This is a genomic window from Aeromonas sp. CD, assembly GCF_033349375.1.
In the GTDB taxonomy this organism is placed as follows: domain Bacteria; phylum Pseudomonadota; class Gammaproteobacteria; order Enterobacterales; family Aeromonadaceae; genus Aeromonas; species Aeromonas hydrophila.
Genome location: NZ_CP137631.1, coordinates 3,599,225 through 3,624,915 on the forward strand (window position 1 = coordinate 3,599,225; position 25,691 = coordinate 3,624,915).

General features: G+C 61.6%; 23 protein-coding genes and 9 tRNA genes. 22 read left to right on the top strand and 10 right to left on the bottom strand.

The window, feature by feature from the left end:
- Positions 1 to 21: 21 nt before the first annotated feature.
- On the bottom strand, positions 22 to 570 hold the full coding sequence (locus tag R2E40_RS16565) for a hemerythrin domain-containing protein (RefSeq protein ID WP_011706927.1): 549 nt from the start codon (positions 568 to 570) through the stop codon (positions 22 to 24).
- 158 nt (positions 571 to 728) lie between these two features.
- Positions 729 to 1,397: a uracil-DNA glycosylase gene (ung, locus tag R2E40_RS16570; RefSeq protein ID WP_219279757.1), complete on the bottom strand. Its 669-nt coding sequence runs from the start codon at positions 1,395 to 1,397 to the stop codon at positions 729 to 731.
- An 836-nt stretch (positions 1,398 to 2,233) separates the two neighbouring features.
- Between ung and grcA the strand changes: the two genes are divergently transcribed.
- Positions 2,234 to 2,614, top strand: coding sequence for an autonomous glycyl radical cofactor GrcA (gene grcA / locus R2E40_RS16575; RefSeq protein WP_011706929.1), 381 nt, complete (start codon positions 2,234 to 2,236; stop codon positions 2,612 to 2,614).
- A 130-nt stretch (positions 2,615 to 2,744) separates the two neighbouring features.
- Here the strand turns inward: grcA and R2E40_RS16580 are convergent, their stop codons facing one another.
- From R2E40_RS16580 to hemA, 7 genes are all read right to left on the bottom strand, one after another.
- Complete coding sequence (locus tag R2E40_RS16580) at positions 2,745 to 4,025, bottom strand: dicarboxylate/amino acid:cation symporter (RefSeq protein WP_029304184.1); 1,281 nt, start codon at positions 4,023 to 4,025, stop codon at positions 2,745 to 2,747.
- A gap of 305 nt (positions 4,026 to 4,330) precedes the next feature.
- Positions 4,331 to 5,185 (bottom strand): 3-deoxy-8-phosphooctulonate synthase, encoded by an 855-nt coding sequence (gene kdsA / locus R2E40_RS16585; RefSeq protein ID WP_011706931.1) that lies wholly within the window; start codon positions 5,183 to 5,185, stop codon positions 4,331 to 4,333.
- A gap of 175 nt (positions 5,186 to 5,360) precedes the next feature.
- On the bottom strand, positions 5,361 to 6,161 hold the full coding sequence (locus R2E40_RS16590; protein ID WP_011706932.1) for a SirB1 family protein: 801 nt from the start codon (positions 6,159 to 6,161) through the stop codon (positions 5,361 to 5,363).
- 11 nt (positions 6,162 to 6,172) lie between these two features.
- Positions 6,173 to 6,556 (bottom strand): SirB2 family protein, encoded by a 384-nt coding sequence (locus R2E40_RS16595; RefSeq protein ID WP_016351602.1) that lies wholly within the window; start codon positions 6,554 to 6,556, stop codon positions 6,173 to 6,175.
- Positions 6,557 to 6,599: 43 nt separating this feature from the next.
- Positions 6,600 to 7,448 carry a peptide chain release factor N(5)-glutamine methyltransferase gene (prmC, locus tag R2E40_RS16600; protein WP_318163937.1) on the bottom strand — a complete coding sequence of 283 codons (849 nt, stop codon included), beginning with the start codon at positions 7,446 to 7,448 and terminating at the stop codon, positions 6,600 to 6,602.
- Entirely contained in the window at positions 7,448 to 8,536 is a 1,089-nt protein-coding gene (gene prfA / locus R2E40_RS16605) for a peptide chain release factor 1 (RefSeq protein WP_042065631.1), read from the bottom strand. Before prfA ends, prmC begins: the two co-directional genes overlap by 1 nt.
- 51 nt (positions 8,537 to 8,587) lie before the next feature.
- On the bottom strand, positions 8,588 to 9,847 hold the full coding sequence (gene hemA / locus R2E40_RS16610; RefSeq protein WP_016351604.1) for a glutamyl-tRNA reductase: 1,260 nt from the start codon (positions 9,845 to 9,847) through the stop codon (positions 8,588 to 8,590).
- 121 nt (positions 9,848 to 9,968) lie between these two features.
- Here hemA and lolB point away from each other — a divergent pair, with 121 nt between their 5' ends.
- The 15 genes from lolB (at position 9,969) to R2E40_RS16685 (ending at position 18,161) form a co-directional block, all read left to right on the top strand.
- Complete coding sequence (gene lolB, locus R2E40_RS16615) at positions 9,969 to 10,553, top strand: lipoprotein insertase outer membrane protein LolB (protein WP_042065628.1); 585 nt, start codon at positions 9,969 to 9,971, stop codon at positions 10,551 to 10,553.
- Positions 10,554 to 10,579: 26 nt separating this feature from the next.
- Positions 10,580 to 11,449: a 4-(cytidine 5'-diphospho)-2-C-methyl-D-erythritol kinase gene (gene ispE, locus R2E40_RS16620; protein WP_080769036.1), complete on the top strand. Its 870-nt coding sequence runs from the start codon at positions 10,580 to 10,582 to the stop codon at positions 11,447 to 11,449.
- A tRNA-Gln gene (locus R2E40_RS16625) sits at positions 11,429 to 11,503 on the top strand. The genes ispE and R2E40_RS16625 overlap by 21 nt, the downstream gene beginning before the upstream one ends.
- 309 nt (positions 11,504 to 11,812) lie before the next feature.
- Positions 11,813 to 12,760: a ribose-phosphate pyrophosphokinase gene (locus R2E40_RS16630; RefSeq protein ID WP_005298464.1), complete on the top strand. Its 948-nt coding sequence runs from the start codon at positions 11,813 to 11,815 to the stop codon at positions 12,758 to 12,760.
- A gap of 102 nt (positions 12,761 to 12,862) precedes the next feature.
- Entirely contained in the window at positions 12,863 to 14,854 is a 1,992-nt protein-coding gene (locus tag R2E40_RS16635; protein WP_318163938.1) for a bifunctional metallophosphatase/5'-nucleotidase, read from the top strand.
- Between the two features lie 197 nt (positions 14,855 to 15,051).
- The gene (gene pth, locus R2E40_RS16640) at positions 15,052 to 15,648 is read left to right on the top strand and encodes an aminoacyl-tRNA hydrolase (RefSeq protein WP_042065624.1); all 597 of its coding nucleotides are present in this window, start codon (positions 15,052 to 15,054) and stop codon (positions 15,646 to 15,648) included.
- A 249-nt stretch (positions 15,649 to 15,897) separates the two neighbouring features.
- A complete protein-coding gene (gene ychF, locus R2E40_RS16645) occupies positions 15,898 to 16,989 on the top strand; it encodes a redox-regulated ATPase YchF (RefSeq protein WP_016351608.1) in 1,092 nt (363 codons plus the stop codon).
- A gap of 235 nt (positions 16,990 to 17,224) precedes the next feature.
- Positions 17,225 to 17,301: transfer RNA gene (locus R2E40_RS16650), tRNA-Met, on the top strand.
- A gap of 8 nt (positions 17,302 to 17,309) precedes the next feature.
- Positions 17,310 to 17,384: transfer RNA gene (locus R2E40_RS16655), tRNA-Gln, on the top strand.
- A 146-nt stretch (positions 17,385 to 17,530) separates the two neighbouring features.
- Positions 17,531 to 17,605, top strand: a tRNA-Gln gene (locus R2E40_RS16660).
- Positions 17,606 to 17,646: 41 nt separating this feature from the next.
- Positions 17,647 to 17,721: transfer RNA gene (locus tag R2E40_RS16665), tRNA-Gln, on the top strand.
- Between the two features lie 38 nt (positions 17,722 to 17,759).
- Positions 17,760 to 17,836: transfer RNA gene (locus R2E40_RS16670), tRNA-Met, on the top strand.
- Between the two features lie 45 nt (positions 17,837 to 17,881).
- Positions 17,882 to 17,956, top strand: a tRNA-Gln gene (locus R2E40_RS16675).
- Between the two features lie 36 nt (positions 17,957 to 17,992).
- Positions 17,993 to 18,069 (top strand) — tRNA-Met (locus R2E40_RS16680).
- Between the two features lie 8 nt (positions 18,070 to 18,077).
- Positions 18,078 to 18,161: transfer RNA gene (locus tag R2E40_RS16685), tRNA-Leu, on the top strand.
- 242 nt (positions 18,162 to 18,403) lie between these two features.
- Here the strand turns inward: R2E40_RS16685 and R2E40_RS16690 are convergent.
- Complete coding sequence (locus R2E40_RS16690; protein ID WP_042064917.1) at positions 18,404 to 20,236, bottom strand: SLC13 family permease; 1,833 nt, start codon at positions 20,234 to 20,236, stop codon at positions 18,404 to 18,406.
- 262 nt (positions 20,237 to 20,498) lie between these two features.
- Here R2E40_RS16690 and pnuC point away from each other — a divergent pair, with 262 nt between their 5' ends.
- From pnuC to R2E40_RS16720, 6 genes are all read left to right on the top strand, one after another.
- Positions 20,499 to 21,221, top strand: a complete 723-nt coding sequence (gene pnuC, locus R2E40_RS16695; protein ID WP_318163939.1) for a nicotinamide riboside transporter PnuC — start codon at positions 20,499 to 20,501, stop codon at positions 21,219 to 21,221.
- Positions 21,218 to 21,943, top strand: coding sequence for a nucleoside phosphorylase (locus R2E40_RS16700; RefSeq protein WP_318163940.1), 726 nt, complete (start codon positions 21,218 to 21,220; stop codon positions 21,941 to 21,943). Before pnuC ends, R2E40_RS16700 begins: the two co-directional genes overlap by 4 nt.
- Before the next feature lie 127 nt (positions 21,944 to 22,070).
- A complete protein-coding gene (locus R2E40_RS16705) occupies positions 22,071 to 22,742 on the top strand; it encodes a Crp/Fnr family transcriptional regulator (protein WP_270827324.1) in 672 nt (223 codons plus the stop codon).
- A gap of 43 nt (positions 22,743 to 22,785) precedes the next feature.
- Positions 22,786 to 23,103, top strand: a complete 318-nt coding sequence (yqfB, locus tag R2E40_RS16710) for a N(4)-acetylcytidine aminohydrolase (RefSeq protein ID WP_139388725.1) — start codon at positions 22,786 to 22,788, stop codon at positions 23,101 to 23,103.
- A gap of 67 nt (positions 23,104 to 23,170) precedes the next feature.
- Entirely contained in the window at positions 23,171 to 23,572 is a 402-nt protein-coding gene (locus R2E40_RS16715; protein ID WP_016351614.1) for a DUF1622 domain-containing protein, read from the top strand.
- Between the two features lie 199 nt (positions 23,573 to 23,771).
- Positions 23,772 to 25,412 (top strand): alpha-glucosidase, encoded by a 1,641-nt coding sequence (locus R2E40_RS16720; protein WP_042064922.1) that lies wholly within the window; start codon positions 23,772 to 23,774, stop codon positions 25,410 to 25,412.
- The last annotated feature ends 279 nt before the right edge of the window (positions 25,413 to 25,691 follow it).

The following is a 25,691-nucleotide window of genomic DNA, read 5'->3' on the forward strand; positions in this document are numbered from 1 at the left end:
TTTTTAAGAGAGTGTTCCCCCTCAGGAAGAGAGCGGCAGCGACAGGCGCTTGGCCAGTGCCTGAAAGTGCTGGCTGATCTCGGGCCCGAACAGGGGATCCCCGATGGCGCGGTTCTGCCAGATCTGTTCGAGGTGACGCCAGTCATCCTCGGTCAGCGAATCGCGCAGATGGGGGAAGATGACCCCCTCCTCGTAGTTCATGTGCGCCTCCTGCAGCGCCACGAACTGCTCCAGCTTGGCGGTAAACTGATCGAGCGGGATCACCGCATCCATCAGGATCATCTCCACCATCTCCTTGAGTTCGGCACCGGCTTCCAGCAACTTGGCATGCTCCGCCTGCAGCCGGTTGGCGACGTCCCCCTCCACGACCCGGTACTTGAGGTAGTAGTCATAAATGATGTCTTCCTTCGGATGGTGATACTTGTCCGACACCTCCCTCAGGTAATCCACCACATCGCGGATCAGGAAATAGCTGACCCGCTGTTCGTCGCGAATGGCGGCGAGCTTGTGTTTGAGCAGATCCAGCAACCTGGCGATGTTGAGATGGTCCTTGTGCAGACTGGCTAGCATGGGCACTCCTTGCGCTGAAATGAGACGATCCTGTTTCGAGTATACGGTCATTTATCGCGCCAACTTTGCACTCAATCAAGTCATCTGCAGACAAAACAGCGGGTAACGCACAATGCCGCCCCCCTGTTCATGCCCCCGCTCGCCAGCCGCCGGGCCCCTCAGTCGCAGACCGAGTGCCAGTTGATGGGGCTCATCCCCTGCTGGCTCAGCAGCCGGTTGGTTTCGGAGAAGTGGCCGCAGCCGATGAAGCCGCGATGAGCAGAGAGCGGGCTGGGATGCGGTGCGCTCAGCACGTGATGCCGCTGCCTGTCGATGAAGCGACCCTTCTTCTGGGCATGGGCCCCCCACAGCAGGAAGACCACCCCCTGACAGCTGGCATTGATCTGCTCGATGACCCGGTCGGTGAAGGTCTCCCAGCCCAGGTGTGCATGGGAGTGGGCCTGGCCCGCCTGGACCGTCAGCACGGTATTGAGCAGCAGCACCCCCTGTTTGGCCCAGGACTCCAGAAAGCCGTGACTGGGTGTGACAAAACCCGGCAGGTCCCGCTGCATCTCCTTGTAGATGTTGACCAGCGAGGGGGGCGTGCGCACCCCCGGCAACACCGAGAAGCAGAGGCCGTGCGCCTGATTGGGGCCGTGATAGGGGTCCTGGCCCAGGATCACCACCTTGACCTGATCCAGCTCGGTCAGCTTGAAGGCATTGAACACGTCGGTCGCCGGCGGATAGATCACCTTGCCCGCCTCCCGCTCACTCCTGACGGTCGCCAGGGTCGCCTTGAAATAGTCCTGCTCCTTCTCGGAGCCAATTACATCAGTCCAGGTCTGCACCCCAATCTCCTCATTGAATCTGTCCGGATGGACGCCCTGTTACCCCGTGCAGGGTCACACCGCCTGATGCGGGTCGGCGCGCCACCATCCTCGATGAATACGGCGGTTTTTGCGGCATGCGGCTTGGCCCATTGCGAGCCAGCACGCCGTCATCCTCGCTGAATGCGGCAGGACATGGTGCTGGGCCCAGTGCTGGCATCACCATGCCCTCATTAATGCGGCAAGGGGCTCAGGATAGGGGGCCAGCCCCCGGGACGCAACCTTGGCACCCTCTACCGAGTCCCCTCGCCCCCGAATGGCAACTGCATGGCAACGGTATGACAAGCTCCCGCGCACCCAGCTCTCCCTGCCAGTGTGGGCAGCGGGGTCACGTTGACCGTGGCAATCGGCGGCTCGGCTGAGACAGCCTTATGCCAAGGCAACCTTATATAGATGTGTGAGCACCAGGGAGGGCAAACCTGGCCCAGCCACCTTCACCGCAGGCTTGGCCCTGATGTCCCCCACAAAGGAGATGAGGTCGGTTCATACATGACACAAACCTTAAAACATGTAGTTAAATTACTAGATTTAATTAATAGAAGATGCATAATTCAGATATCTTACATAATCAGAAAAATGACCTCTTTTTGATTAATCTCAATAATTTAATCCTTCCAAGCTCGCGCAAACCGCGTGTTTTTTGATTTAGATCAATTTTCGTAATATTACCATCGTGGTATATATGACCCAACAAAGTAAAGGTGTAAGGCAAGGGCCCTTTAAATCATCCCGGTGGTTTAAATACATCAGGGTAATTTCCTTACAGTTGAATCCGCTTTCCTATGAGGAGTCATACCATGATCAAGGGCATCCAAATCACCCAGTCTGCCAACGCCGCTCTGCTGAACTCGTTCTGGCTGCTGGACGAAGAGAAGCAACAGGCTCGTTGCATCTGCGCCAAAGGCGACACCTTCGCCGCCGATCAGGAAGTCAGCGTCTCTGACCTGGGCCAGTTCGAATACCGTGAACTGCCGGTACAAGCCGAGCCGGCTGTCGAAGGTGGCCAGCACCTGAACGTCAACGTCCTGCGTCGCGAGACCCTGGAAGACGCCATCGCCAACCCGGAAAAGTACCCGCAGCTGACCATCCGTGTCTCCGGCTACGCCGTGCGCTTCAACGCACTGACTCCGGAACAGCAGCGTGACGTGGTGACCCGCACCTTCACCCAGAGCCTGTAAGTCGCTCTGCAGCAACCGGTATCATGAAAAACGGCCCAAACGGGCCGTTTTTTTATGGCTGTAATTCACTCACCCGCATTGGTGGCCTTTGCTCGACAGGCTGGCGGCACACGGCGCAGACATCTGCGGCTCAATGCTGATCCAGCTTGACGGCTTGCGGCGGGTTGCTCAGCGCCTCGTGCATCTGCTGCTCATCGAGCTGATCGCAGTAACGGGCCACCACCAGGGTGGCCACCCCGTTGCCGATGAGGTTGGTCAGGGCGCGGGCCTCCGACATGAAGCGATCGATGCCGAGGATCAGCGCCAGCCCGGCCAGCGGCAGGTGGCCCACCGCCGAGATGGTGGCCGCCAGCACGATGAAGCCGCTGCCGGTCACCCCGGCGGCGCCCTTCGAGGAGATGAGCAGCACCACCAGCAGGGTGATCTGCTGGAACAGGTCGAGCGGGGTGTTGGTGGCCTGGGCGATGAAGATGGCTGCCATGGTCAGATAGATGGAGGTGCCGTCCAGGTTGAAGGAGTAACCGGTCGGGATCACCAGCCCCACCACCGACTTCTTGCAACCGAGCGCCTCCATCTTCACCAGCATGCGCGGCAATACGGATTCAGAAGAGGAAGTTCCCAGCACGATCAGCAGCTCTTCCCGGATATAGGAAATAAAGCGCAGGATGCTGAATCCATTCGCTCTGGCAATACTGCCCAGCACCAGGAAAATAAACAGCAGGCAGGTCATGTAGAAGCAGGCAATTAATTGTCCGAGCTGAACCAGCGAGCCGATACCATATTTTCCGATGGTAAAGGCCATCGCGCCAAATGCCCCAACCGGTGCCAGCCGCATGATCATGTTGATGATCCCGAAAATAACCTGGGAGAAGCTGTCGATGACATTGAATATCACTTTGCCCTTCTCGCCGATATGGTGCAGGGAGAAGCCGAACAACACCGCAAATAACAGCACCTGCAGAATGTTGCCGCTGGCGAAGGCGCCGATCACGCTGCCCGGGATCACGTCCAGCAGGAAGGGGATGATGCCTTGTGCCTTGGCCTGCTCGGCGTAGGCGGAGATGGCGCTGGCGTCCAGCGTGGCGGGGTCGACGTTCATGCCCGCCCCCGGTTGCAGCAGGTTGACCACGCACAGCCCGATGATGAGGGCGATGGTGCTGACCACTTCAAAATAGAGCAGCGCGATGGCGCCGGTTTTACCCACCGCTTTCATGCTCTCCATGCCGGCAATACCGGTCACTACGGTGCAGAATATAACCGGGGCGATGATCATTTTGATTAATTTAACGAAACCATCCCCAAGCGGTTTCATGTCCGCACCGAGGTCGGGATATATATGTCCCAGAATGACCCCGAGGGTGATCGCTAACAACACCTGAAAATACAGGCTGCTGACTATTCTTTTCTGCATTCTTAACGTCCTGTCAATTTAATGAGATGTGTCATGGCAGAAATACGCATGCAGCAATCCGTGACGAAATAGTGTTATTTCGCCCGGTTCGTGCCGTTCCCTCATCACAACAGGGGCTACTTTCCCATGTTAAAAAAAGCAATTAATAGACATCAATCACACAACAGATTTAACAACATTAACACCACGGAAACCTGGCTGTATTTATTCTGTGATTGATTTATGCTGGCCAAAGAAATAAAAACAGGCCGCAAACAAAAATGCCCCGCAGTGGGGGCATTTTTATTGGGCAAGCAAAGCCGGACTTAGATGGAAGTATCGAGCGGCTCGAAGCCCTTGATGAGATCGTCGATGGCCTTCATCTGCTTGAGGAAGCCTTCCAGCTTCTCCAGCGGCAGCGCGCTCGGACCGTCGCAACGGGCAATCTTGGGGTCCGGGTGGGATTCAATGAACAGACCGGCCAGACCGACCGCCATGCCGGCACGGGCCAGCTCGGTCACCTGCTCGCGGCGACCGCCGGAGGCAGCGCCCATGGGATCGCGGCACTGCAGGGAGTGGGTCACGTCGAAGATGACCGGGTAGCCGCCGGTGCTCTTCTTCATCACGCCCAGCCCCAGCATGTCCACCACCAGGTTGTCATACCCGAAGTTGGCACCGCGTTCGCACAGGATCAGACGGTCGTTGCCGCACTCCTCGAACTTGTCGGTGATGTTCTTCATCTGGCTTGGGCTCAGGAACTGCGGCTTCTTGATGTTGATGACGTTGCCGGTGCGGGCCATGGCCTCCACCAGATCGGTCTGGCGCGCCAGGAAGGCGGGCAGCTGGATGACGTCGACCACCTCGGCCACCGGTTTGGCCTGATGGGGCTCGTGCAGATCGGAGATCACCGGCATGCCGAAGGTCGCTTTCAGCTCCTGGAAGATCTTCATCCCCTCTTCCAGACCCGGACCGCGATAGGAGTGGATGGAGGAGCGGTTGGCCTTGTCCCAGCTCGCCTTGAACACGAACGGGATACCCAGCTTGGAGGTCACTTCCACGTACTTCTCGCACACCGCCATCGCCATGTCGCGCGATTCCAGCACGTTCATGCCGCCGAACAACACGAACGGTTTGTCGTTGGCGACGTCGATGCCATTGACCTTGATATTCTTCTGTTCCATCTCAGGCTTCCTTAGGTAAAAGGGCTTGCAGGGCTTGAATCCACATCCGGCCGCGCTGCCCAAAGCAGCGCGGTCTCGATACTCGTCGGTTGCATCTCCCAGGCCTTGCATGTAACGGCATGGGACTCTTCATTCGGCCAGGGCCTCGCCATGCAGCGGGGCCGTTACCCGCCCCTCAGTGGAGGGGCTTGGGGCTCAGATCCAGGGCGGCCAGCTGGGCCTTGAGCACGTCGGCCACCGGATCGTCCGGGCACTGTTCAATAAAGTATTCAAAATCGTCGGCGGCAAAACGCGGGCAGTCGAGCTGCTCGTAGATGAAGCCGCGATCCCGCGTCTCCAGCGGGTCGCCGGGCTTCATCCGCAGCAGCAGTTCGCTGCAGCGCAGCGCCTCGGTCATCCGGTCTTCCCGCAGCAGGGCGCCCTTGCTGACGTTGAGCAGCCGCTCGATGATCTCCCACTGGCCGGCAGGCTGCAGGTGATCCGAGCTGAGGGTGGCCAGATTGCCGAGGGCCCCGCGCAGCAGCAGCTCGATGTGGTGCAGGCTCAGCTCGTCGCCAGTGAAGGGGTCCACATAGACCTCTCCCTCGCTACCGGCAAAACTCACCAGGAAGTGGCCGGGGAAGCAGATCCCCTCCACGTCCAGCCCGAGCTTGCGCCCCAGCTGAATGATCAGGATGCCAAGGCTGACCGGAATGCCCTGCTTGCGGGCCAGAACCTCGGCCAGATCGCAGTTGGCCACCGAGAAGTAGTCCTGCCAGTCGCCGTGAAACCCTAAGGTCTGATAGAAGCCCTGCAGCAGCTGGCGGCGCACTTGGTCGCAATCCCCTTCCTCGATGGCCTCGTCCAGCCAGGCGTCGAGCCGGGCCAGCTCAGCTGTCCCGCGACCGCTGATGCCATGGATCTCGTCGCTCACCGACAGCGCCAGCTCGGCGATGTCATGGGCTTCGAAATCAGTCCATTCGTCTACGCGTATCATCGTCATCATCCTTAACCGAACAGGCTGGCCTGCTTGTAGACGGCCAGCTTGGCGATGAAGAAGACCCAGCCGAGGGCTCCCAGAAACGCAAACCAGCGGATGCCGTTACTGCGGGCCAGGCGCAGAGCCATCATGGCCAGAAAGGCCACCACCAGGATGGCGGTCAGCTTTTCGCTGAGCCAGGGGGTGGCGTTGTTGAGCGGGTTGAGATCCAGCACCATGCACAGCAGCACCCCGGAGAGCACCACCAGGCCGTTGAGCCAGCCGCTCAACCTGAGGGTGCGGGCGCTGGCGGCGCGGTTCGAGCCGGTCTGCAGCCAATAGAAGCGCAACATGAACATCAGCACGGCCAAGCCTATCAGCAGCAGGTGCAGATGTTTGATAGCAAAATACATAACGTGTCCTTGAACAAAGGCAGGCCCGGCCTGCCCGTCATCATCACTGAGCCAGCCGCCCCAGGGTCACCCGCTCGTTATCGCCGTAATCGCGCACGGTTTCCACCTGAAGGTAGCCCTGTTGCAGCAGGAGTTGACGCACCGCCTCTCCCTGTTGCCAGCTATGCTCCAGCAACAGCCAGCCGCCCGGCAGCAGATGGGCCGGCGCGCCCGCCACGATCAGCCGGATATCCGCCAGCCCCTGCTCATCCGCCACCAGGGCGGAGCGGGGTTCGAAGCGTACGTCCCCCTCATCGAGGTGCGGATCCGCCCCGTCGATGTAGGGCGGGTTGGAGACGATCATCGCAAAGCGCGGCGCCTTGCTTGACAAGGGATCGACCAGCGGCTCAAACCAGCTGCCATCGCGCACCTCGATGGGCAGACTAAGGGCGGCGCTGTTGGCACGGGCCAGGGCCGCCGCTGCCGGCATCCTGTCCACCGCCCATACATCGGCATCCGGTCGCTCCGACTTGAGCGCTAGAGCAATGGCGCCGGTGCCGGTGCCCAGATCCAGCACGGCGCAGGGGCCTGCTGGCAGCCGTGCCAGCGCCTGCTCGACCAGCACCTCGGTATCGGGGCGCGGGATCAGGGTAGCCGGGCTCACCTTGAGCGGCAGCGACCAGAACTCCCGCTCGCCGATCAGGTGAGCGATGGGTTCGCCATTGAGACGGCGTTCGAGCCAACCCTGCAAGGTCGCCTGCTGGGCGGCATCGAGCTCGCGCTCCGGCCAGGTCATCAGGTAGCTGCGCCGGCACTCCAGCAGATGGCAGAGCAGCGCATCGGCATCGGCACGGGGGGATTCCCCCCCGGCCAGGGTCGCCATGATGTGGGCGCGAGCCTGCTGGATCTGCATCAGTTGCTCTCGGCCAGGGAGGCGAGCTGATCGGCCTGGTACTCCTGGATCATCGGGCTGATGACGCAGTCCAGGTCCCCTTCCATGATCTCGCCGAGGCGATAGAGGGTGAGGTTGATGCGGTGCTCGGAGAGGCGCCCCTGCGGGTAGTTGTAGGTGCGAATACGCTCGGAGCGATCCCCCGACCCCACCAGATTGCGGCGGGTGCTCTGCTCGGCGGCGCGGTGGCGCTCATCCTCGGCCGCCTGCAGGCGGGCGGAGAGCACCGACATCGCCTTGGCGCGGTTCTTGTGCTGGGAGCGCTCATCCTGGCACTCCACCACCAGGCCGGTGGGCAGGTGGGTGATGCGGATGGCGGAGTCGGTCTTGTTGACGTGCTGACCACCGGCCCCGGAGGCGCGGAAGGTGTCGATCTTCAGCTCCGAGGGGTTGATCTCGATCTGCTCGGCTTCCGGCACTTCCGGCAGCACGGCGACGGTACAGGCGGAGGTGTGCACCCGGCCCTGGGATTCGGTTTCCGGCACCCGCTGCACCCGGTGACCACCGGATTCAAACTTGAGGCGGCCGTAGACGTGCTCGCCCTCCACCTTGGCGATCACCTCCTTGTAGCCGCCATGCTCGCCGTCGTTGCAGCTGACGATGGAAACCCGCCAGCCCTGGCGCTCGGCGTAGCGCGAATACATGCGAAACAGATCGCCCGCAAAGATCGCCGCCTCGTCACCACCGGCGCCGGCGCGGATCTCCAGGTAGCAGTTGTTGTCATCCTTGGGGTCGCGCGGCAGCAGCATCACCTGCAGCGCCTGCTCCTGCTCCTCGAAGGTCGCCTTGGCCAGCGGCAGCTCCTCCTGCGCCATCTCGCGCAGGTCGGCATCATCCTCTTCGAGCATCTGGCGGGTGGCGTCCAGGTTCTCTTCGGCCTGGCGGAATTGCTGGAAAGCATGAACGATATCTTCCAGCTGGGCATATTCCCGGGTCAGGGCGCGGTAGCGATCCTGATCCGAGGCCACGTCCGGCTCGCCGAGCATGGCCTGTACTTCTTCGTGGCGCTCGATGAGGCCTTCCAGCTTTCTGATCAGTGACGGGTTCATAAATCTTGTGTTCTCGATGGAGGACGGGACGACCGGCTGGTCGCCCCAAAACTATGACTCTTGTGACAACCCCAGCACCTGGCGCAACTGGGCCAGCTGGTGGTGATCCCCCTGGGCCGCGGCATGGCGCAGGGCCTGGGTCGGTGCGTGGATCAACTTGTTGGTGAGGCGGTGGGCCAGCGCCTTGAGCGCCTGCTCGGCATTCTCGCCCTGCTGCAGGGCCAGCAGGGCGCGCTGCAGCTCTTCGTCGGCCACCTGTTGGGACTGGTGGCGGTAATCGCGGATGAGATCCACCGAGTGCTGGCTGCGATACCAGCCCATGAAGTCGTCGCGCTCTTCCTGCACGATGAGCTCGGCCTCGGCGGCGGCCCGTTTGCGGGTCTCGAGATTCTGCTCGATGATGCCCTGCAGGTCGTCCACCGTGTAGAGATAGGCGTCCGAGAGCTCGTCCACCTCCGCCTCGATGTCGCGGGGCACCGCGATATCCACCAGGAACATGGGCTTGAAGCGGCGGGCCTTGAGGGCGCGCTCCACCATGCCCTTGCCGATGATGGGCAGGGGGCTCGCGGTAGAGCTGATGACGATGTCCGCCTCGTGCAGATAGTCCGGGATCTCTTCGAGCGTCATCACCTGGGCGCCGAACTCCTCGGCCAGCAGCTGGGCCCGCTGCAGGGTGCGGTTGGCCACCATCATCTGGGTGACGTTCTGCTCGCGCAGGTGGCGGGCCACCAGTTCGATGGTCTCGCCGGCGCCGACCAGCAGCACCTTGGTCTGGGAGAGATCGGAGAAGATCCGCCGCCCCAGGCTCACCGCGGCAAAGGCCACCGACACGGCGCTGGCACCAATCTCGGTATCGGTACGCACCCGCTTGGCCACCGAGAAGGATTTCTGGAACAGCCGCTCCAGCGATCCCTTCACCGCCTCGGACTGCTGGGCATGGGCGTAGGATTGCTTGATCTGCCCCAGGATCTGCGGCTCCCCCAGCACCAGGGAGTCGAGCCCGCAGGCCACCCGCATCAGGTGACGGACCGCCTCCTCGTCCTGATGCTGGTAGATGGCGGAGACCACCTCGGCCGCATCCAGACCGTGGAAACGCTGCAGCCACTGCAACACCTGCTCGCCCTGCCCCTGCGCCAGGCTGCAGTAAAGCTCGGTGCGGTTGCAGGTCGAGACGATCACCGCCTCGCTTACACCGGGTTGGGCGACCAGCTCACGCAAGGCGCGATCGATGCAGTCCGGGCCGAAGGCGACCCGCTCCCGCAAGGCGACACTGGCGGTGTTGTGGTTGATTCCGAGGGCAAGCAAACTCATGAGTGGGCGTGGATCGTATCTGTGCGCTGGGAGTAAAGGCTGCCAATTGTACGAGAAAGGGTAAGTCTTTAAAAGCAATACGGCCGCCCCGTATACTGTGGCAAATCACCTTTTCCGGAGCATGACCTTGTTGTTGCGTCTTTTCACCCTTGGCTGCCTGCTGTTGCTGGCCGGTTGCGCCACTACCCAACCCCAGCGTGATCAGGTCAACTGGCAGCAGGAACGTACCCGCCTCGAGCAGCTCAGCCACTGGCAGCTGTCGGGCAAGATGGCCATCATCACCGCCCAGCAGAAGGGCAGCGCCCGGGTCAACTGGCAGCAGGATGGCGACGACTACCGCCTCAACCTCACCAGCCTGATCGGCACTCACATCCTCGAGCTCTCCCGCAGCAAGGGCGAGATCACCCTGATCGACAACGAGGGCAACCCGCACCAGAGCCAGGATGCCGAGGCGCTCATCTATCAGCTCACTGGCTGGAACATTCCGGTGGCTGGGCTGCCGGAGTGGATCAAGGGCTTGCCGGGCCAGGCCGAATTCGAGCTCAACCCCGACCGCAGTCTGGCCAGCGTGCGGGACGGTCAGTGGCAAATCGTCTATGGCGACTACCGGGATCAGGACGGCTACCGCCTGCCGCACCTGCTCACCATGACCGGCCAGGGCAGTCGCCTCAAGCTGCAGATCAACCTGTGGACCATAACCCGCTGATGGCGGCCATCGACAAGGACTCCCCCATGAGCGCCATGCGCTGGCCGGCTCCGGCCAAACTGAATCTTTTTTTGCACGTCAACGGCCGTCGCCCGGACGGCTACCACGAGCTGCAGACCCTGTTCATCTTCCTCAACCACGGCGACTGGCTCGAGTTCGAGCCGCTCACCGATACCGACTTGCTCACCCTGAGCCCGGCCATTCCCGGCGTGCCCGACGAGCAGAACCTGATCATCCGTGCCGCCCGCCTGCTGCAGGCGAAACTGCCAAACCCGCAGGGAGCCCATATCCGGCTGGAGAAGGTGCTGCCCATGGGCGGCGGCATCGGCGGCGGCTCGTCGGACGCCGCCACTACCCTGGTCGCCCTCAACCACCTGTGGCAGGCGGGCTTGAGTGAAGACAAGCTGGCCGAACTCGGCGTCCAGCTGGGCGCCGACGTGCCGGTGTTCGTGCGCGGCAAGGCGGCCTTTGCCGAGGGGGTCGGTGAGCGACTGCAGCCGGTCGAGCTGCCGAGTGCCTGGTATCTGGTGCTCAAGCCCGATTGCCATGTGGCGACCGCCGCCGTGTTTCAGGATCCGGACCTGCCCAGAGATACCCCGAAAATGGCATTGCACAATCTGCTGGAAGGGGAGTGGAAAAACGATTGCGAATTGCTGGTGAAAAAGCGCCACCCCGAGGTTGCCAATGCGCTCGGCTGGTTGCTAGAATACGCGCCGTCAAGAATGACGGGCACAGGAGCCTGCGTCTTTGCTCAGTTTGAAGACGAAGTGGCTGCTCGGGAAGTGTTGGCAAAAGTGCCGAAAGGATGGGATGGGTTTGTCGCCAAGGGCGAGAACATATCACCACTCTTCGCTGCATTGCAACAAGTCAGTGATTGGGGTATCGCCAAGCGGTAAGGCAGCGGGTTTTGATCTCGCCATTCCTAGGTTCGAATCCTAGTACCCCAGCCATCTCCTGAACATCGAACAGGGTATATCGATTCACCTGCCGCAGCAGTCTTGCCGGGAGTGCACACTCCCCCTCGCCGGTTGCAGCACCCATCGTTACCCTCTCGTTGTCGGGAGGTCACTGGTCATCATGGATGACGGGGCGTCGACCAGCACGACGCTCAACCGACTTGCCACATGCAACGTAGGCACCTGGCCTGAAAGCAGCCTATAGTGGTCTGACCCGTCAACTTGATAAATCGTTTGCCCCAAAACGATAAGGGTCTGAATAAGACTCCCCACATACTGGATGCAACCCCGAGGTTTCAAACCGTGCCTGACATGAAGCTGTTTGCTGGTAACGCAACGCCGGAACTAGCCCAGAAGATCGCAGATCGCCTGTTTATCAAACTCGGCAATGCTGCCGTAGGTCGCTTTAGCGACGGCGAGATCAGCGTACAGATCAACGAGAATGTACGTGGTGGCGATATCTTCATCATTCAATCCACCTGTGCCCCGACCAACGACAATTTGATGGAATTGATCGTGATGGTGGATGCTCTGCGTCGTGCTTCAGCTGGCCGTATTACTGCCGTTATCCCCTACTTTGGTTATGCCCGTCAGGACCGCCGCGTCCGCTCCGCCCGTGTTCCCATCACCGCCAAGGTCGTCGCCGACTTCCTCTCCAGCGTCGGTGTGGATCGCGTGCTGACCGTTGACCTGCATGCCGAACAAATCCAGGGCTTCTTCGACGTCCCGGTCGACAACGTGTTCGGCAGCCCGGTGCTGCTGGAAGACATGAAGTCCAAGAACCTCGAATCCCCCGTGGTCGTGTCGCCGGACATCGGCGGCGTGGTACGTGCCCGTGCCATCGCCAAGCTGCTGGACGATACCGACATCGCCATCATCGACAAGCGTCGTCCCCGCCCGAACGTCTCCCAGGTCATGCACCTGATCGGTGACGTGGCTGGCCGCGACTGCATCATCGTCGACGACATGATCGACACCGGCGGCACCCTGTGCAAAGCCGCAGAAGCCCTGAAAGAGCGCGGCGCCAAGCGTGTATTCGCCTACGCCACTCACCCGGTCTTCTCCGGTTCCGCCGTGGAGAACATCAAGAACTCCGTGATCGACGAACTGATCATCACCGACTCCATCCCGCTCACCGCGGAGATGAAGGCGGTCGACAAGGTCAAGCAGCTGACGCTCTCTTCCGTGCTGGCCGAAGCCATTCGCCGCATCAGCAACGAAGAGTCCATCTCTGCCATGTTTGAGCATTGATAGACCCTGTTGTGACAAAAACCGCCAGCTGGCGGTTTTTGTCTTTTTAGTCCCAGTTACACCCGGTACTGCCCTGCCCCGTCGCAGGTTAAGGATTGTTCCATGAATCGCTTGCGCCCGCTGCTGCTCCTTGCCTTCTGCAGCTTCCTGTTCGCCTGTCAGCCCGGCAATGAAGGCCAGCCCTTCGTGCTGACCCTGGCTCACATGAACGACACTCACTCCCAGTTTGACCCGGTCAACGCCGAGCTGAAGGGGCCCATCTTTGGCAAGCAGGGGGAAACCGACACCCTCTACACCCGCTTCGGCGGCTATCCGCGCCTGCTCACCATGGCGAAATCCTTCCAGGCCGATGCGCTGGCCAAGAACCAGCCGATCCTGCTGCTGCATGGCGGCGATGCCTGGCAGGGTAGCGGCTACTTCAAGCTAAACGAGGGGATGGCCAACGCCGAGCTGCTGAGCCAGTTCGGCCTCGACGCCATGGCCCTTGGCAACCACGAGTTCGATCTTGACAACCAGAAGCTCGCCCGCTTCATCCAGGGGGTCAACTTCCCGGTGCTGGCCGCCAACCTGGATACCCGCGACGATCCGGATCTGCGCCACGCCGCCAATCTCAAGCCGTTCGTCATCTACGCCTTCGACGGCAACCAGAAGAGCCCGGTCAGCGATCTCAACAACCTGCCCCAGGGCAAACAGCTGGTCGCCGTGATGGGGCTGGTGCTGGAGGACATGGCCAACATCTCCCCCAACGTCGGCAAGCTGCGCTTTGGCAACGAAATCACTTCGGCCCAGGCGACGGTGGACCTGCTGCGCCAGCACGGTATCAACCAGATCGTGGCGCTCACCCACATCGGCAACCAGCGGGATCTGGCGCTGGCGGCCAAGGTGAACGGCATCGACGCCATCGTTGGCGGCCACTCCCACAGCCTGCTCGGCGATTTTCGCAACATCGGCTGGGGCAACACCGGCGAGTACGCCCAGCTGGTCACCAACCCGGACGGGGTCGGCATGACCTGCGTGGTGCAGGCCGGCTCCTATGCCCAGGCCATCGGACTGGCTCAGGTGAGCTTCGATGCCCAAGGCCGGGTCATCGCCTGCAAGGGCCAGAATCAGTTGCTGGCCAGCCGCGACTTCTTCGCCGATCCCGCCCGCAAGCAGGCACTGGACGAGGCCAGCAGCAAACAGGCAGCCAAGTTCATCGACGCCCAGCCCAACCTGGTGACCGTGGATGAGGATCCCCGCCTGCGCGGCATCATCGACAGCCACTACAAGCCCGCCCTCGAGCAGGCCTTCGGTCCCGTCATCGCCACCCTGCCGGCCGCCCTGCAAAATGCCCGTCGCCCCGGCGACAACGGCAGCGACAGCCATGGCTCCGACGTCGCCCCGCTGGTGGCCGAGGGTCAGTACTACTGGGCCAATACCCCAGCGGTGCAGGCGCTGACCGGCGGCCCGGTCCACTTCGCCCTGCTGGCGGTGGGCGGCGTGCGCGCCGATCTGCCGGCCGGCGAGCTGCGCGAAGGGGATGCGGCGCTCACCCTGCTGCCGTTCAAGAACCAGCTCTCGGTGCTCACCCTGACCGGCGCCGACGTGCGCGCCCTCTTGACCGAGACCATCACTGCCACCCTGCCCGCCAGCGCCCACGCCGGCAAGTTCCCCTACGGTGGTCACCTGCGCTATACCTTCACCGAGACCACACCGGGCAAGCGCGGCGCCCTGACCCAGCTGCAGTGGCAGGACGCTGACGGCCAGTGGCAGGATCTGGTGGATGCGACACGCTACCGGGTGGTGATGAACGCCTACAGCGCCAACGGCAACGACGGCTGGCAGGCGCTGGCCCGCGCCCAGGCACAGCACGCCGAGCGCCAGGATCTCGCCTGGCAGGATGGCAAGTTGACGGCGTTCCCGGTCGAGCGGGTGGAGCAGAGCGGCGATCAGCTGAGCGCCCGCTATGCCGCCGGCCATCAGCTTGACTGCAAGGCAAGCGGCATGGATTGCGGCACCGACGCCGCCTCCTTCGTGCAGTATGTGCGCGAACAGCGCCCGACCCTGACGGCACTGGCGGAAGAGACGGTCACCCTGGTGCGGGCCGCCCAGTAAGTCGGCTCTGCCACCGGCAAGCCACACCACGGGCCCCACGCAGGGGCCCGTTTTGCTGCCGTTGGCCACCGGTTCTCCCGCTTTTCCCCGGCACTGGCCGAGCTTTGGTTGAGTGATCGCCAGTCGGCGGCTAGAATATTGCGTCCCATTGCCCTGGGCAGTCGGCCCATTGCAAGCAGCGAGTGAAGAAATCAAGCGTGACAAGCCAAATCAAACTGATCGTGGGTCTGGGCAATCCCGGCCCGGAATATGCCAAGACCCGCCACAACGCCGGGGCCTGGTATGTGGAGCAACTGGCTCGCTGGCACAATGTCAGCCTGCGCGAAGAGCCCAAGTTCTTCGGCCACACGGCCCGCATTCAGGTGGAAGGTCAGGATGTGCGTCTGCTCATCCCGAACACCTACATGAATCTCTCCGGCAAGGCCGTGGCGGCGCTGGCCCGTTTCTACCAGATAGAACCGGAAGCCATGCTGGTGGCCCACGATGAACTGGACCTGCCCCCCGGCATCGCCAAGTTCAAGCAAGGTGGTGGTCACGGTGGTCACAATGGCCTCAAAGACATCATCGCCAGGATGGGCAACAACAATAACTTCTTCCGGCTGCGCCTCGGGATAGGCCATCCCGGCGCCAAGGAGCTGGTGGCTGGATTCGTCCTGACCAAGGCCCCAAGCAGTGAACAGAGCCTGATCGAGGCCGCATTGGATGAGTCCCTGCGCGCCACCGATATCCTGTTCAAGCAAGACATGACCAAGGCCATGAATCGCTTGCACAGCTTCAAGGCCGAAAAAGTCTGAATACAGATGCCTGACACGCGTCAGGCTCGCACAATATGACAGGGTCGCCCAAGAACCTGTCCACGCACTGTGACGAGAGGTCGTCAGCAAGGTAAAGCGCAGCGCAGGAACCGGAGCGTATAGTCATACGTGAGCGCTCTTGGTTTCACATAAGCGAGCAGCACATGAGCCTTGATCACAGCCTCGCAGCAAGAGCGTGGACAGGTTCTGCGGCCCTCACACAGCATCCATCACGTAAGGTAACAATCCATGGGTTTTAAATGCGGTATCGTGGGCCTGCCCAATGTAGGCAAATCCACCCTGTTCAACGCGCTGACCAAGGCCGGCATCGAAGCCGCCAACTTCCCGTTCTGCACCATCGAGCCGAACACCGGCGTGGTACCGATGCCGGATCCCCGCCTCGATCAGCTGGCGGCCATCATCAATCCGCAGCGCGTTGTGCCTACCACCATGGAATTCGTGGACATCGCCGGCCTGGTGGCCGGTGCCTCCAAGGGTGAAGGTCTGGGCAACCAGTTCCTGGCCAACATCCGTGAAACCGAGGCCATCGGTCACGTGGTGCGCTGCTTTGATGACGAGAACATCGTCCACGTCGCCGGCAAGGTCTCCCCGGCCGACGACATCGAGGTGATCAACACCGAGCTGGCCCTCTCCGACCTGGATGCCTGCGAGCGCGCCATCAACCGCCAGTCCAAGCGCGCCAAGGGCGGCGACAAGGATGCCAAGCTGGAAGTGGAAGTGCTGGAGAAGATCAAGGTGGCGCTGGAAAACGGCCAGATGATCCGCGGCATGAAGCTGGACAAGGATGAGCTGGCCGCCGTCAGCCACCTCAACTTCCTGACCCTCAAACCCACCATGTACATCGCCAACGTGGCGGAAGATGGCTTCGAGAACAACCCCTACCTCGACAAGGTGCGCGAAATCGCCGCCGCCGAGAACGCGGTTGTGGTGGTCGTCTGCTGCGCCATCGAGGCTGACATCGCCGAGCTGGACGATGCCGACCGCGCCGAGTTCATGGCTGACCTTGGCATCGAAGAGCCAGGCCTGAACCGGGTGATCCGCTCCGGTTACGAGCTGCTCAAGCTGCAGACCTACTTCACCGCCGGTGTGAAAGAGGTGCGTGCCTGGACCATCCCGGTCGGTGCCACCGCTCCGCAGGCGGCCGGCAAGATCCACACCGACTTCGAAAAAGGCTTTATTCGTGCCCAAACCATCGCCTTCGAAGACTTTATCACCTACAAGGGTGAGCAAGGTGCCAAGGAAGCGGGCAAGATGCGCGCCGAAGGGAAAGAGTACATCGTCAAAGATGGCGATATCATGAACTTCCTGTTCAACGTCTAATCCCATGAGAGGCCAGCATTTGCTGGCCTCTTTTTTAACTGGCCAAGGCTCGTATCTGCTGGCAAATGTCGTAAAAAAAACCAGATTGTTGGGCTTTTGCACGACAGCGACCAATAACTCGCCAAACGCACCCAAATTCGGTTTTTCAAACAAAAAAAGGGTTGACGCCCCAGAGCCAGATACGCATAATTCGGCCCGCACAGTGACGAGGCAACGAGGCACTGGAAGCAAGGTTGGCTATGTAGCTCAGTTGGTTAGAGCATCGCACTCATAATGCGGGGGTCACAGGTTCGAATCCCGTCATAGCCACCATCTCTAGTTGGGGTATCGCCAAGCGGTAAGGCAGCGGGTTTTGATCTCGCCATCCCTAGGTTCGAATCCTAGTACCCCAGCCATTATTTCAGTTGTCGGCATTCAAGTGTCGGTGACAGGTCAAGGGAAGCAGTGATGGGTGTTGAACTCGTCAATGTGCCTAGGTTCAAATCCTGGTATCCTGGCCACTGTTAGAAGATGTTTGATAGACTCTGTCAGGCATCGCAGTTGGGGCATCGCCAAGCGGTAAGGCAGCGGGTTTTGATCTCGCCATACCTAGGTTCGAATCCTAGTGCCCCAGCCATTTTTAAAAGATGTTTGATAGTCTCTGTCAGGCATCGCTGTTGGGGTATCGCCAAGCGGTAAGGCAGCGGGTTTTGATCTCGCCATCCCTAGGTTCGAATCCTAGTACCCCAGCCATTATTCTGTTCTCTTCCACACCGTGGTTGACAACAAACGGCTATGTAGCTCAGTTGGTTAGAGCATCGCACTCATAATGCGGGGGTCACAGGTTCGAATCCCGTCATAGCCACCATTTTTGAAAACGTTCCTTCAATCATCTGATTGCAAAGAACACTGTTGGGGCATCGCCAAGCGGTAAGGCAGCGGGTTTTGATCTCGCCATACCTAGGTTCGAATCCTAGTGCCCCAGCCATTTTTGCTTGTATTCGACGCGAGTCGTGCACAAGACGGCTATGTAGCTCAGTTGGTTAGAGCATCGCACTCATAATGCGGGGGTCACAGGTTCGAATCCCGTCATAGCCACCATTAATCCTGCGGAAGTGGCGAAATTGGTAGACGCACCAGATTTAGGTTCTGGCGCCCTAGGCGTGAGAGTTCGAGTCTCTCCTTCCGCACCATCAAAAGCAGTACCAAACAGACCAGCTCAGGCTGGTTTTTTTGTATCCGGCATTTGCCACTCTTCTTCCCCTCCCCATGCCATCGCACGTCTGCAATACCTCCCATGTATCAACGGCTGCGTCTTGTGCTCTCCTCTACGACGGCGCTGATGCTGGGCTCCCGCTTTATTCATCCCTCTTCATGTCAGAGTATTACGGGCAATAAAAAGGCGGCCCGCAGGCCGCCATGTCGTTTGCTGTCGTCAGAACGGGAAGAACCAGGGAATGGCGATGACGCTCACCACCATCACCAACAGGGTGAAGGGGACGCCGATGCGCACGAAATCCACGAACTTGTAGTTGCCGGGGCCCAGCACCAGGGTGTTGACCGGCGAGGAGACCGGCGTCATGAAGGCCGCCGAGGCGGCGATGGCGATGGTCATGGCAAACGGATAGGGGGAGATCCCCATCTGCTGCGCCGTGCCCAGCGCAATCGGCGCCATCAGCACCGCCGTCGCGGTGTTGGAGATGAACAGCCCTATGATGGCGCACAGGGCGAACAGACTGGCCAGCATCACCCGCGGCCCCATCTCCCCTACCGCCGAGATCAGCGCGCCGACGATGAGATCCACCCCGCCGGTCTTTTGCAACGCCAGCGCGAAGGGCAGCATGCCGACGATGAGGATCAGGGTCGGCCAGTGGATGGACTTGTAGGCGCTCTCCATGTCGATGCAGCGGAATTTGCCCATCAGCAGGCAGGCGATCAGCGCCGCGATCACGTTGGGCACCGGATCGGTCACCATCAGGGCGATCATCACCCCGAGGCAGATGAGGGCGTGAATGGCCTGGCTGCGGGCCGGCGCCATCTCGTCCACCTCGGCCGGCAGCCCCAGCAGCAGGAAGTCGCGGCTGTGAGTCTGCAGCAGACGGATCAGGCTCCAGTTGCCCACCACCAGCAGGGTATCCCCCAACTGCAGCGCCTCGTCCACCAGCTTGCCGCCAAGCGCCTCGCCGGCGCGGCGAATGCCCACCACGTTGAGCCCATAATGGGAGCGAAACGCCACCTCGCGGATGCTCTTGCCGAGCAGGCGGGATTCGGGGATAAGCGACACCTCCGCCATGCCCACCTCCCGCGCCTGATCGGAGAAGTATTCGCCGCGCAGGATCATGGGCTCGAGCCGCGCCTCGCTACAGAACTCGCGCACGTCCACCTCGGGGTCGGACATGTCAATGAGCAGCACATCCTTGGCCTGAAACTCGGTCACCCCGGAAACGGTCACCATCACCCGCCGAAACTTGCGCCAGCGCTCCACCCCGATGACGTTGGCCCCGTAGCGGGCTCGCAGTTGCAGCTCGTCCAGGGTCTGGCCGATCAGCGGTGAATCGGGCCGGATCGCCAGCCGGCGCGCCCGGCCGGCCAGCCGGTAGTCGCGAATGAGATCGCGCATGGTGCTGCGGCCGATCTGCTTGCTCTTGCCCTCTTCCCCTTCACGCACCAGGGAGGTGCGCATCAGCAGCATGTAGAGGATCCCCATCCCCAGGATAATGACCCCCATGGGGGTGAAGCCGAAGAAGCCGAAACCGTGGATGTTATGGCGCATCAGCTCGCTGTTGACCACCATGTTGGGCGGCGTCGCCACCAGCGTCATCATGCCGCTGATGAGGCCGGCAAAGCCGAGCGGCATCATCAGCCGGCCGGCCGGGATCCCCATCCGGTTCGCCACGCTCAGCACCACCGGAATGAAGATGGCCACCACCCCGGTGCTGCTCATCACGGCCCCGAGCAGGGCGACCGCCACCATCAGCAGTACCAGCAATCGGGTCTCGCTGCTGCCAGCCACCTTCACCAGCGTATCCCCCACCTGATAGGCGATGCCGGTGCGCACCAGCCCCTCCCCCACCACGAACAGGGCGGCAATCAGGATGACGTTGGGATCGCTGAACCCCGCCAGCGCCTCCGGCAGGGTCAGGGTGCCACTCAGCACGAACAATATGATGATCAGCAAGGCAACCACATCCATGCGGACCTTGTTGCTCACAAACAGATAAATGGCGCCCACCAGCATGCAGAGGACCCAGACCAACTCGGAATTCACACTTGCTCCTTTTGTTCAGCTCCACCCCGGCCGGAGCGGATTCCATCAGACCACAGCTTATTTCTCCCCGATTTGTTACATATCAATAAAGGGGCAGGGCATCATCGCATATCAGGGCGCCATCGGGGGCCTAAAGTTGCCCCTGCTGTTTGCCCATTCTTTGAGGTGGCTCGGCCCGGGTCGGACAAAAGTCCTGCCAGCCTCCCCCCGTCGCCCCTAGAATAGGCCCGGTTAACGCCCCCAATTTTCAAAGGAAACGAAAATGAGCATATTCGAGTGGTTCAGCATCAATCACACCCTGGTGACCATACCGCTGGGCGGTGGTTACGCCATGTCGTGGATTGAAGCCGTCGGCACCCTGTTCGGGCTGGCCTGCATCTGGTGCGCCAGTCAGGAGAAGACCATCAACTACCTGTTCGGGCTCATCAACGTCAGCCTGTTCGCCATCATCTTCTTCCAGATCCAGCTCTACGGCCTGTTGCTGCTGCAGCTGTTCTTCTTCTGCGCCAACGTCTACGGCTGGTACGCCTGGACCCGCCCCGCCAACGAGCAGGGTGACAGCCTGCAGATCCGCTGGCTGAGCAAGTCCAAGCTGATGATGACCGCCGCCCTGAGCGTGCTGGCCATCGCCCTGCTGACCCTGTTTATCGACCCAGTGTTCGCCACCCTGGCCCGCACCTCGGTCGCCCTGCTCAACCTGTTCGGGGCCGGCCTGGCTACCCCTGAGCCCTCCCCCGACGCCTTCCCCTTCTGGGATGCCAGCATGACGGTGCTCTCTGTGGTGGCCCAGATCCTGATGACCCGCAAATACGTGGAGAACTGGATCCTCTGGGTGGTCATCAACATCATCAGCATCGGTGTCTATGCAGCCCAGGGCGTCTACGCCATGTCGCTGGAGTACCTGATCCTGCTGTTCATCGCCGCCAACGGCACCCGCCTCTGGATGCTGGCCGCCAAACGCCCCCAGCAGGAAGCGATCGCATGAGCCTGCTGCCCCATCTACAATGCCGCCCGGATCAGATTGCCGAGCGGGTGGTGCTGTGCGGCGATCCGGCCCGGGTCGATCGCATCGCCAGTCAGCTGCAAGGGTGCGAGTCGCTCGGCCAGAACCGGGAGTTTCGCCTGATCAACGGCCATCATCAGGGGCTGCCCGTCACGGTCTGCAGCACCGGCATCGGCGGCGCCTCCGCCGTCATCGCGCTGGAGGAACTGGTGCAGGCGGGCGCCCGCTCGCTCATCCGGGTCGGCTCCGCCGGCGCCCTGCAGCATGAGATCGCGCTGGGGGATCTCATCGTGGTGGAGGGGGCGGTGCGCAGCGAAGGCGCCTCGCTGGCCTACCTGCCCCCCGAGTACCCCGCCTGCGCCGACATCCGCCTGCAGGCCGCCCTGCTCGCCCATCTCGGCGCCAGTGGCCAGCCTTACTGGCACGGTCTGGTGCGCTCCCACGACAGCTTCTACCGGGATGACGAGCAGGACGTCTGCCGCTACTGGCACGCCCGTGGCGTGCTCGGGGCGGACATGGAGACCGCCTCCCTGCTCGCCGTGGGACGCCTGCGCAAGGTGCGGGTGGCCGCCGTGCTCTGCAACGTGGTTGCCTTCGAGCAGGACGTGCAAGCGGGGGTGAGCGACTACGCAGCCAGCGAAGCCGCCATGATGACCGGCGAGCGGCTGGCCATCGCCGCCGCCCTCCACGCCCTGACGCAATAGACCGGGTCTGCCGGGGCCGCAACGGCCCCGGCAAAACGTTAAGCCCGGCACATTCAGAGGCGCCGGGGCTGGCATCCCGCCTGCGCTCTTGCTAGCCTCATGGCCCTCGTCAAGCCGGGCCTTCACCATGCAGCAACAACCCTATCCGCTCGGTCGCTTTCACGCCGAGCTTGCCGCACTCGAACCGTGCTTTGCCGCGGCGCTGGCAGACTGCACCCTGTTTTCGCGCCGCTATCTGCCAGGCGAGCCCATCATGCGCCAAGGGGAGCGGTGCGAGCAGCTCTATCTGGTGGCGCAGGGGCGGATTTCCCTCAACAGCGCGGTCCACTCAGGGCGATTGTTTCAACTCGGCGAAATCGAGTGCCATAGCCAGATATTCGGCGAGATGGAGTTCTTCAGCGCCACCCCGGTGCAGTGGAGCGTGGTGGCCGAGACCGAGCTGGACGCCGCCGTCATCTGCGCCGACAAGCTGGCCAAACGGCTGCTGGCCGAACCCAAGCTGACCCTCTTCTTCGCCGCGGCGCTTGCCAGCGACTATCTGGATACCCTGGACATCACCACCAGCCGGCTGCTGCACCCCATCGCCTACAACATCGCCTTCGAGCTGTGGCGCGAGCGCCAGCGCACACCCATGCTCGGCTCGCGCAAGCGGGCCCACGAGGCGGCGCGCTTTGGCACCACCGAGCGGGTCTATCGGCGCGCCCTCAAGGAGCTGATCGAACAGGGCATAGTCGCCGACGGCAGCGACGGCCCGGTCATCGCCGATCTGGCCAGGCTGCGCGCCTACCTCGACCTTTGATTTCCATTCACCCCATTTCGATTCACCCTGTCAGGAGAGTGCCATGTCTACCCATCCCGAGTTCACCTTCTTCAGCCGCTTCGTCGCCGATATCCAGGCCGGCCGCAAGACCATCACTATCCGCGACGAGAGCGAGGCCAACTGGCAGCCCGGCCAGCGGCTGGCCCTGTTCACCAACCCGGAGCACCAGCCCTTTGGCACCATAGAGGTGCTCTCGGTCAAGGCGGTCGCCTTCGATGAACTAAACGACGAGCACGCCCGCCAGGAGAACATGACCCTCCCCGAGCTCAAACAGGTGATCCGCGACATCTACCCCGCCCTGCCGCCGCTCTATGTCATTGAATTCAAACTGCTTGATTGAGCCGGATTTGGTCTTTGCCGAGCGATGTGTTAATAGTGTCCTCTTTTGAATCAGGGAGGTGACCCGAGTGTTTGAGATAGCAAGCCTGCGAGAGGGCATGATGCACGGGGTCGAGCTGTTCCAGCTGCTGCTGGAGATCATCTCCATCGCCTGTGTGGTGATAGGGCTGGGCAAGACCCTCTGGCTGGCGGCGCGGGTGCGGGATCACGAGCCCGGCTTTCCCCATATCCGGCTCTGTTTCGGCAGCTGGCTCATTCTGGCGCTGGAGTTCCAGCTCGCCGCCGACATCCTGGCCACCACGGTGGCGCCGAGCAAGGAGGAGCTGATCCGCCTCGCCATCATCGCGGTGATCCGCACCTTCCTGAACTACTTCCTCGGCAAGGAGCTGGAAGCACAAGCGGAACGCCAGCAAGACAAGGCTGAGCGCCAGCAGGAGCAGCGCAGCGAGCAGGCCAAGGCGGCCCAGTAGCCCGTTACCTTGCACTGTATCAGCAAGAAGTGCCTGCCATCCCGACCACAACCGTGGCTCGGGATGGCCCAGTTGTGACCCTCCCCTCACTTTTGGCAATCAGCCAACTATGGAACCCTTTTCAAACCTTCCCCCGCTCTGTCGAGGGCCCGCGCATCTGCGTAAGATAAACCATCGCTTCCCCCAACCGGCACAGCTGATGAACCCGCGACCTCTCCACACACCCGACATCGACCTCGATAGTTGCGTTATCTACCAGATCTACCCCATGAGCTTTCAGGACAGCGATGGCGACGGCATGGGCGACATCAACGGCATTCGTCAGCGCCTCGGTTATCTGGCCACCCTGGGGGTCGATATGCTGTGGCTCACCCCCATTTATCGCTCCCCCAAGCGGGACAACGGTTACGATGTGGCGGACTACCGCACCATCGACCCCGCCTTCGGCACCCTGGCCGAGATGGAGCAGCTGATAGCCGAGGCGGCCGCTCACGGCATCGGCATCATGATGGATATCGTCGCCAACCACACCTCCACCGAGCACGAGTGGTTTGTGCAGGCACTGGCCGGCGATCCCCGCTATCAGGGCTATTACGTGTTTCGCGATCAGGCCTTCGTCGACGCTCACCCCATCACCTCGATTTTTGGCGGCAGCGGCTGGCAGTACGTACCGGCGCTTGATCGCTACTACCTGCACAACTTCGATGCGAGCCAGGCCGATCTGGACTGGGACAACCCGGCGGTGCGCGCCGAAATGGCGGCGGTGATCAACTTCTGGCTGGGCAAGGGAATCAAGGGATTTCGCTTCGATGTGATCGACATGGTGAGCAAGGAGTGGAACCGGCTTGCCATGAGCAATGGCCCGCGCCTGCACGACTATATCCGCGAGCTCAATGCCGAGAGCTTCGGCGGCCAGGGGATCATCACGGTGGGGGAGACCTGGGGAGCGGATCTCGCCCATATGCAGAACTATTCGAGCCCCGATGGCAGCGAGTTCAGCATGGTGTTCAACTTCGAACATCTGGGGCTCGGCAGTGACAAGTGGTCATCCCGCTTCGACCCCCTCACCTTCAAACGTGCCATGGCCCGCCACCAGCAGGGGCTGCACGGGCGAGGCTGGAACAGCCTCTTTCTCGGCAACCACGACCTGCCCCGCGCCGTCTCCCGCTTTGGCGATGACAGCCCCAAGTGGCGGGAAACCAGCGCCAAGCTGTGGGCCATGGTGCTGCAGCTGATGCAGGGCACTCCCTTCATCTATCAGGGCGAAGAGCTCGCCATGACCAACCGCCACTGGCAGCCGGACGAGCTGCGCGACGTGGAGGCGATCAACTACCGCGCCAGCCAGGCGGAGCTGGATCCTGCCGAGCTGAGTCGGCGGCTCGATGCCATCGGCCGCGACAACGCCCGCACCCCGATGCAGTGGGACGCCGGCCCCTACGCCGGATTCAGCACGGCCACGCCCTGGATTGCCCTCAACGCCAATCACCTCGAGATAAATGCCACCGAGCAGCTGGCCCGCCCCGACTCGCCGTTCCACTGCCATCGCCAGCTCATCGCCCTGCGCAAGGCTCACCCTGTCGTTCGCCACGGCGACTTTGAGCTGCTTGATGGGGACGACCCAGATCGCATCAGCTATCGCCGCTGCTGGCGGGATCCGGCAAGCGCAGAGCGGCACACCCTGCTGCTGCTCGCCAACCTCACCGAGCGCCCCCTGGTCATGCCGCACCTTGACCAGGTGGAGGCAGGTGCCACCCTGCTGATGAGCAACTACCCGGGGCAACCCGCCGCCATCTTTGCCCCCTATCAGGCGGCCGCCTGGCTGCTGCCAACAAGGGAGTAACGGGCAGCGCTATCCCTCGCGCCATCCTCCGCTATGGAGGGTGGCCCCTGCCCTCTGATGATTCCCCTCCCCTGGGCGGTCGATGCGCCCCGGCGATTTACTCACTTAAAAACTTCGCATTTTCAGGCCCGCACCGCCTTGCCAGGCAATATCCAACCACCGCTTGCTATCGACAATTGAAATAGTTCAACACCCTGTTTTTATTGGCAATAAACCCCATCAAAAACAACGTTTTTATCATCAAGCGGCGATATTAAACGCTGTTTAGTCAGGGTTAAA

Bases quoted from the DNA above. Each gene is read 5' to 3' on its own strand.
- R2E40_RS16565 (WP_011706927.1), bottom strand. From the start codon at position 570: ATGCTAGCCAGTCTGCACAAGGACCATCTCAACATCGCCAGGTTGCTG.
- grcA (WP_011706929.1), top strand. From the start codon at position 2,234: ATGATCAAGGGCATCCAAATCACCCAGTCTGCCAACGCCGCTCTGCTG.
- R2E40_RS16580 (WP_029304184.1), bottom strand. From the start codon at position 4,025: ATGCAGAAAAGAATAGTCAGCAGCCTGTATTTTCAGGTGTTGTTAGCG.
- kdsA (WP_011706931.1), bottom strand. From the start codon at position 5,185: ATGGAACAGAAGAATATCAAGGTCAATGGCATCGACGTCGCCAACGAC.
- R2E40_RS16590 (WP_011706932.1), bottom strand. From the start codon at position 6,161: ATGATACGCGTAGACGAATGGACTGATTTCGAAGCCCATGACATCGCC.
- R2E40_RS16595 (WP_016351602.1), bottom strand. From the start codon at position 6,556: ATGTATTTTGCTATCAAACATCTGCACCTGCTGCTGATAGGCTTGGCC.
- prmC (WP_318163937.1), bottom strand. From the start codon at position 7,448: ATGCAGATCCAGCAGGCTCGCGCCCACATCATGGCGACCCTGGCCGGG.
- prfA (WP_042065631.1), bottom strand. From the start codon at position 8,536: ATGAACCCGTCACTGATCAGAAAGCTGGAAGGCCTCATCGAGCGCCAC.
- hemA (WP_016351604.1), bottom strand. From the start codon at position 9,847: ATGAGTTTGCTTGCCCTCGGAATCAACCACAACACCGCCAGTGTCGCC.
- lolB (WP_042065628.1), top strand. From the start codon at position 9,969: ATGACCTTGTTGTTGCGTCTTTTCACCCTTGGCTGCCTGCTGTTGCTG.
- ispE (WP_080769036.1), top strand. From the start codon at position 10,580: ATGAGCGCCATGCGCTGGCCGGCTCCGGCCAAACTGAATCTTTTTTTG.
- R2E40_RS16635 (WP_318163938.1), top strand. From the start codon at position 12,863: ATGAATCGCTTGCGCCCGCTGCTGCTCCTTGCCTTCTGCAGCTTCCTG.
- ychF (WP_016351608.1), top strand. From the start codon at position 15,898: ATGGGTTTTAAATGCGGTATCGTGGGCCTGCCCAATGTAGGCAAATCC.
- pnuC (WP_318163939.1), top strand. From the start codon at position 20,499: ATGAGCATATTCGAGTGGTTCAGCATCAATCACACCCTGGTGACCATA.
- R2E40_RS16700 (WP_318163940.1), top strand. From the start codon at position 21,218: ATGAGCCTGCTGCCCCATCTACAATGCCGCCCGGATCAGATTGCCGAG.
- R2E40_RS16705 (WP_270827324.1), top strand. From the start codon at position 22,071: ATGCAGCAACAACCCTATCCGCTCGGTCGCTTTCACGCCGAGCTTGCC.
- yqfB (WP_139388725.1), top strand. From the start codon at position 22,786: ATGTCTACCCATCCCGAGTTCACCTTCTTCAGCCGCTTCGTCGCCGAT.
- R2E40_RS16720 (WP_042064922.1), top strand. From the start codon at position 23,772: ATGAACCCGCGACCTCTCCACACACCCGACATCGACCTCGATAGTTGC.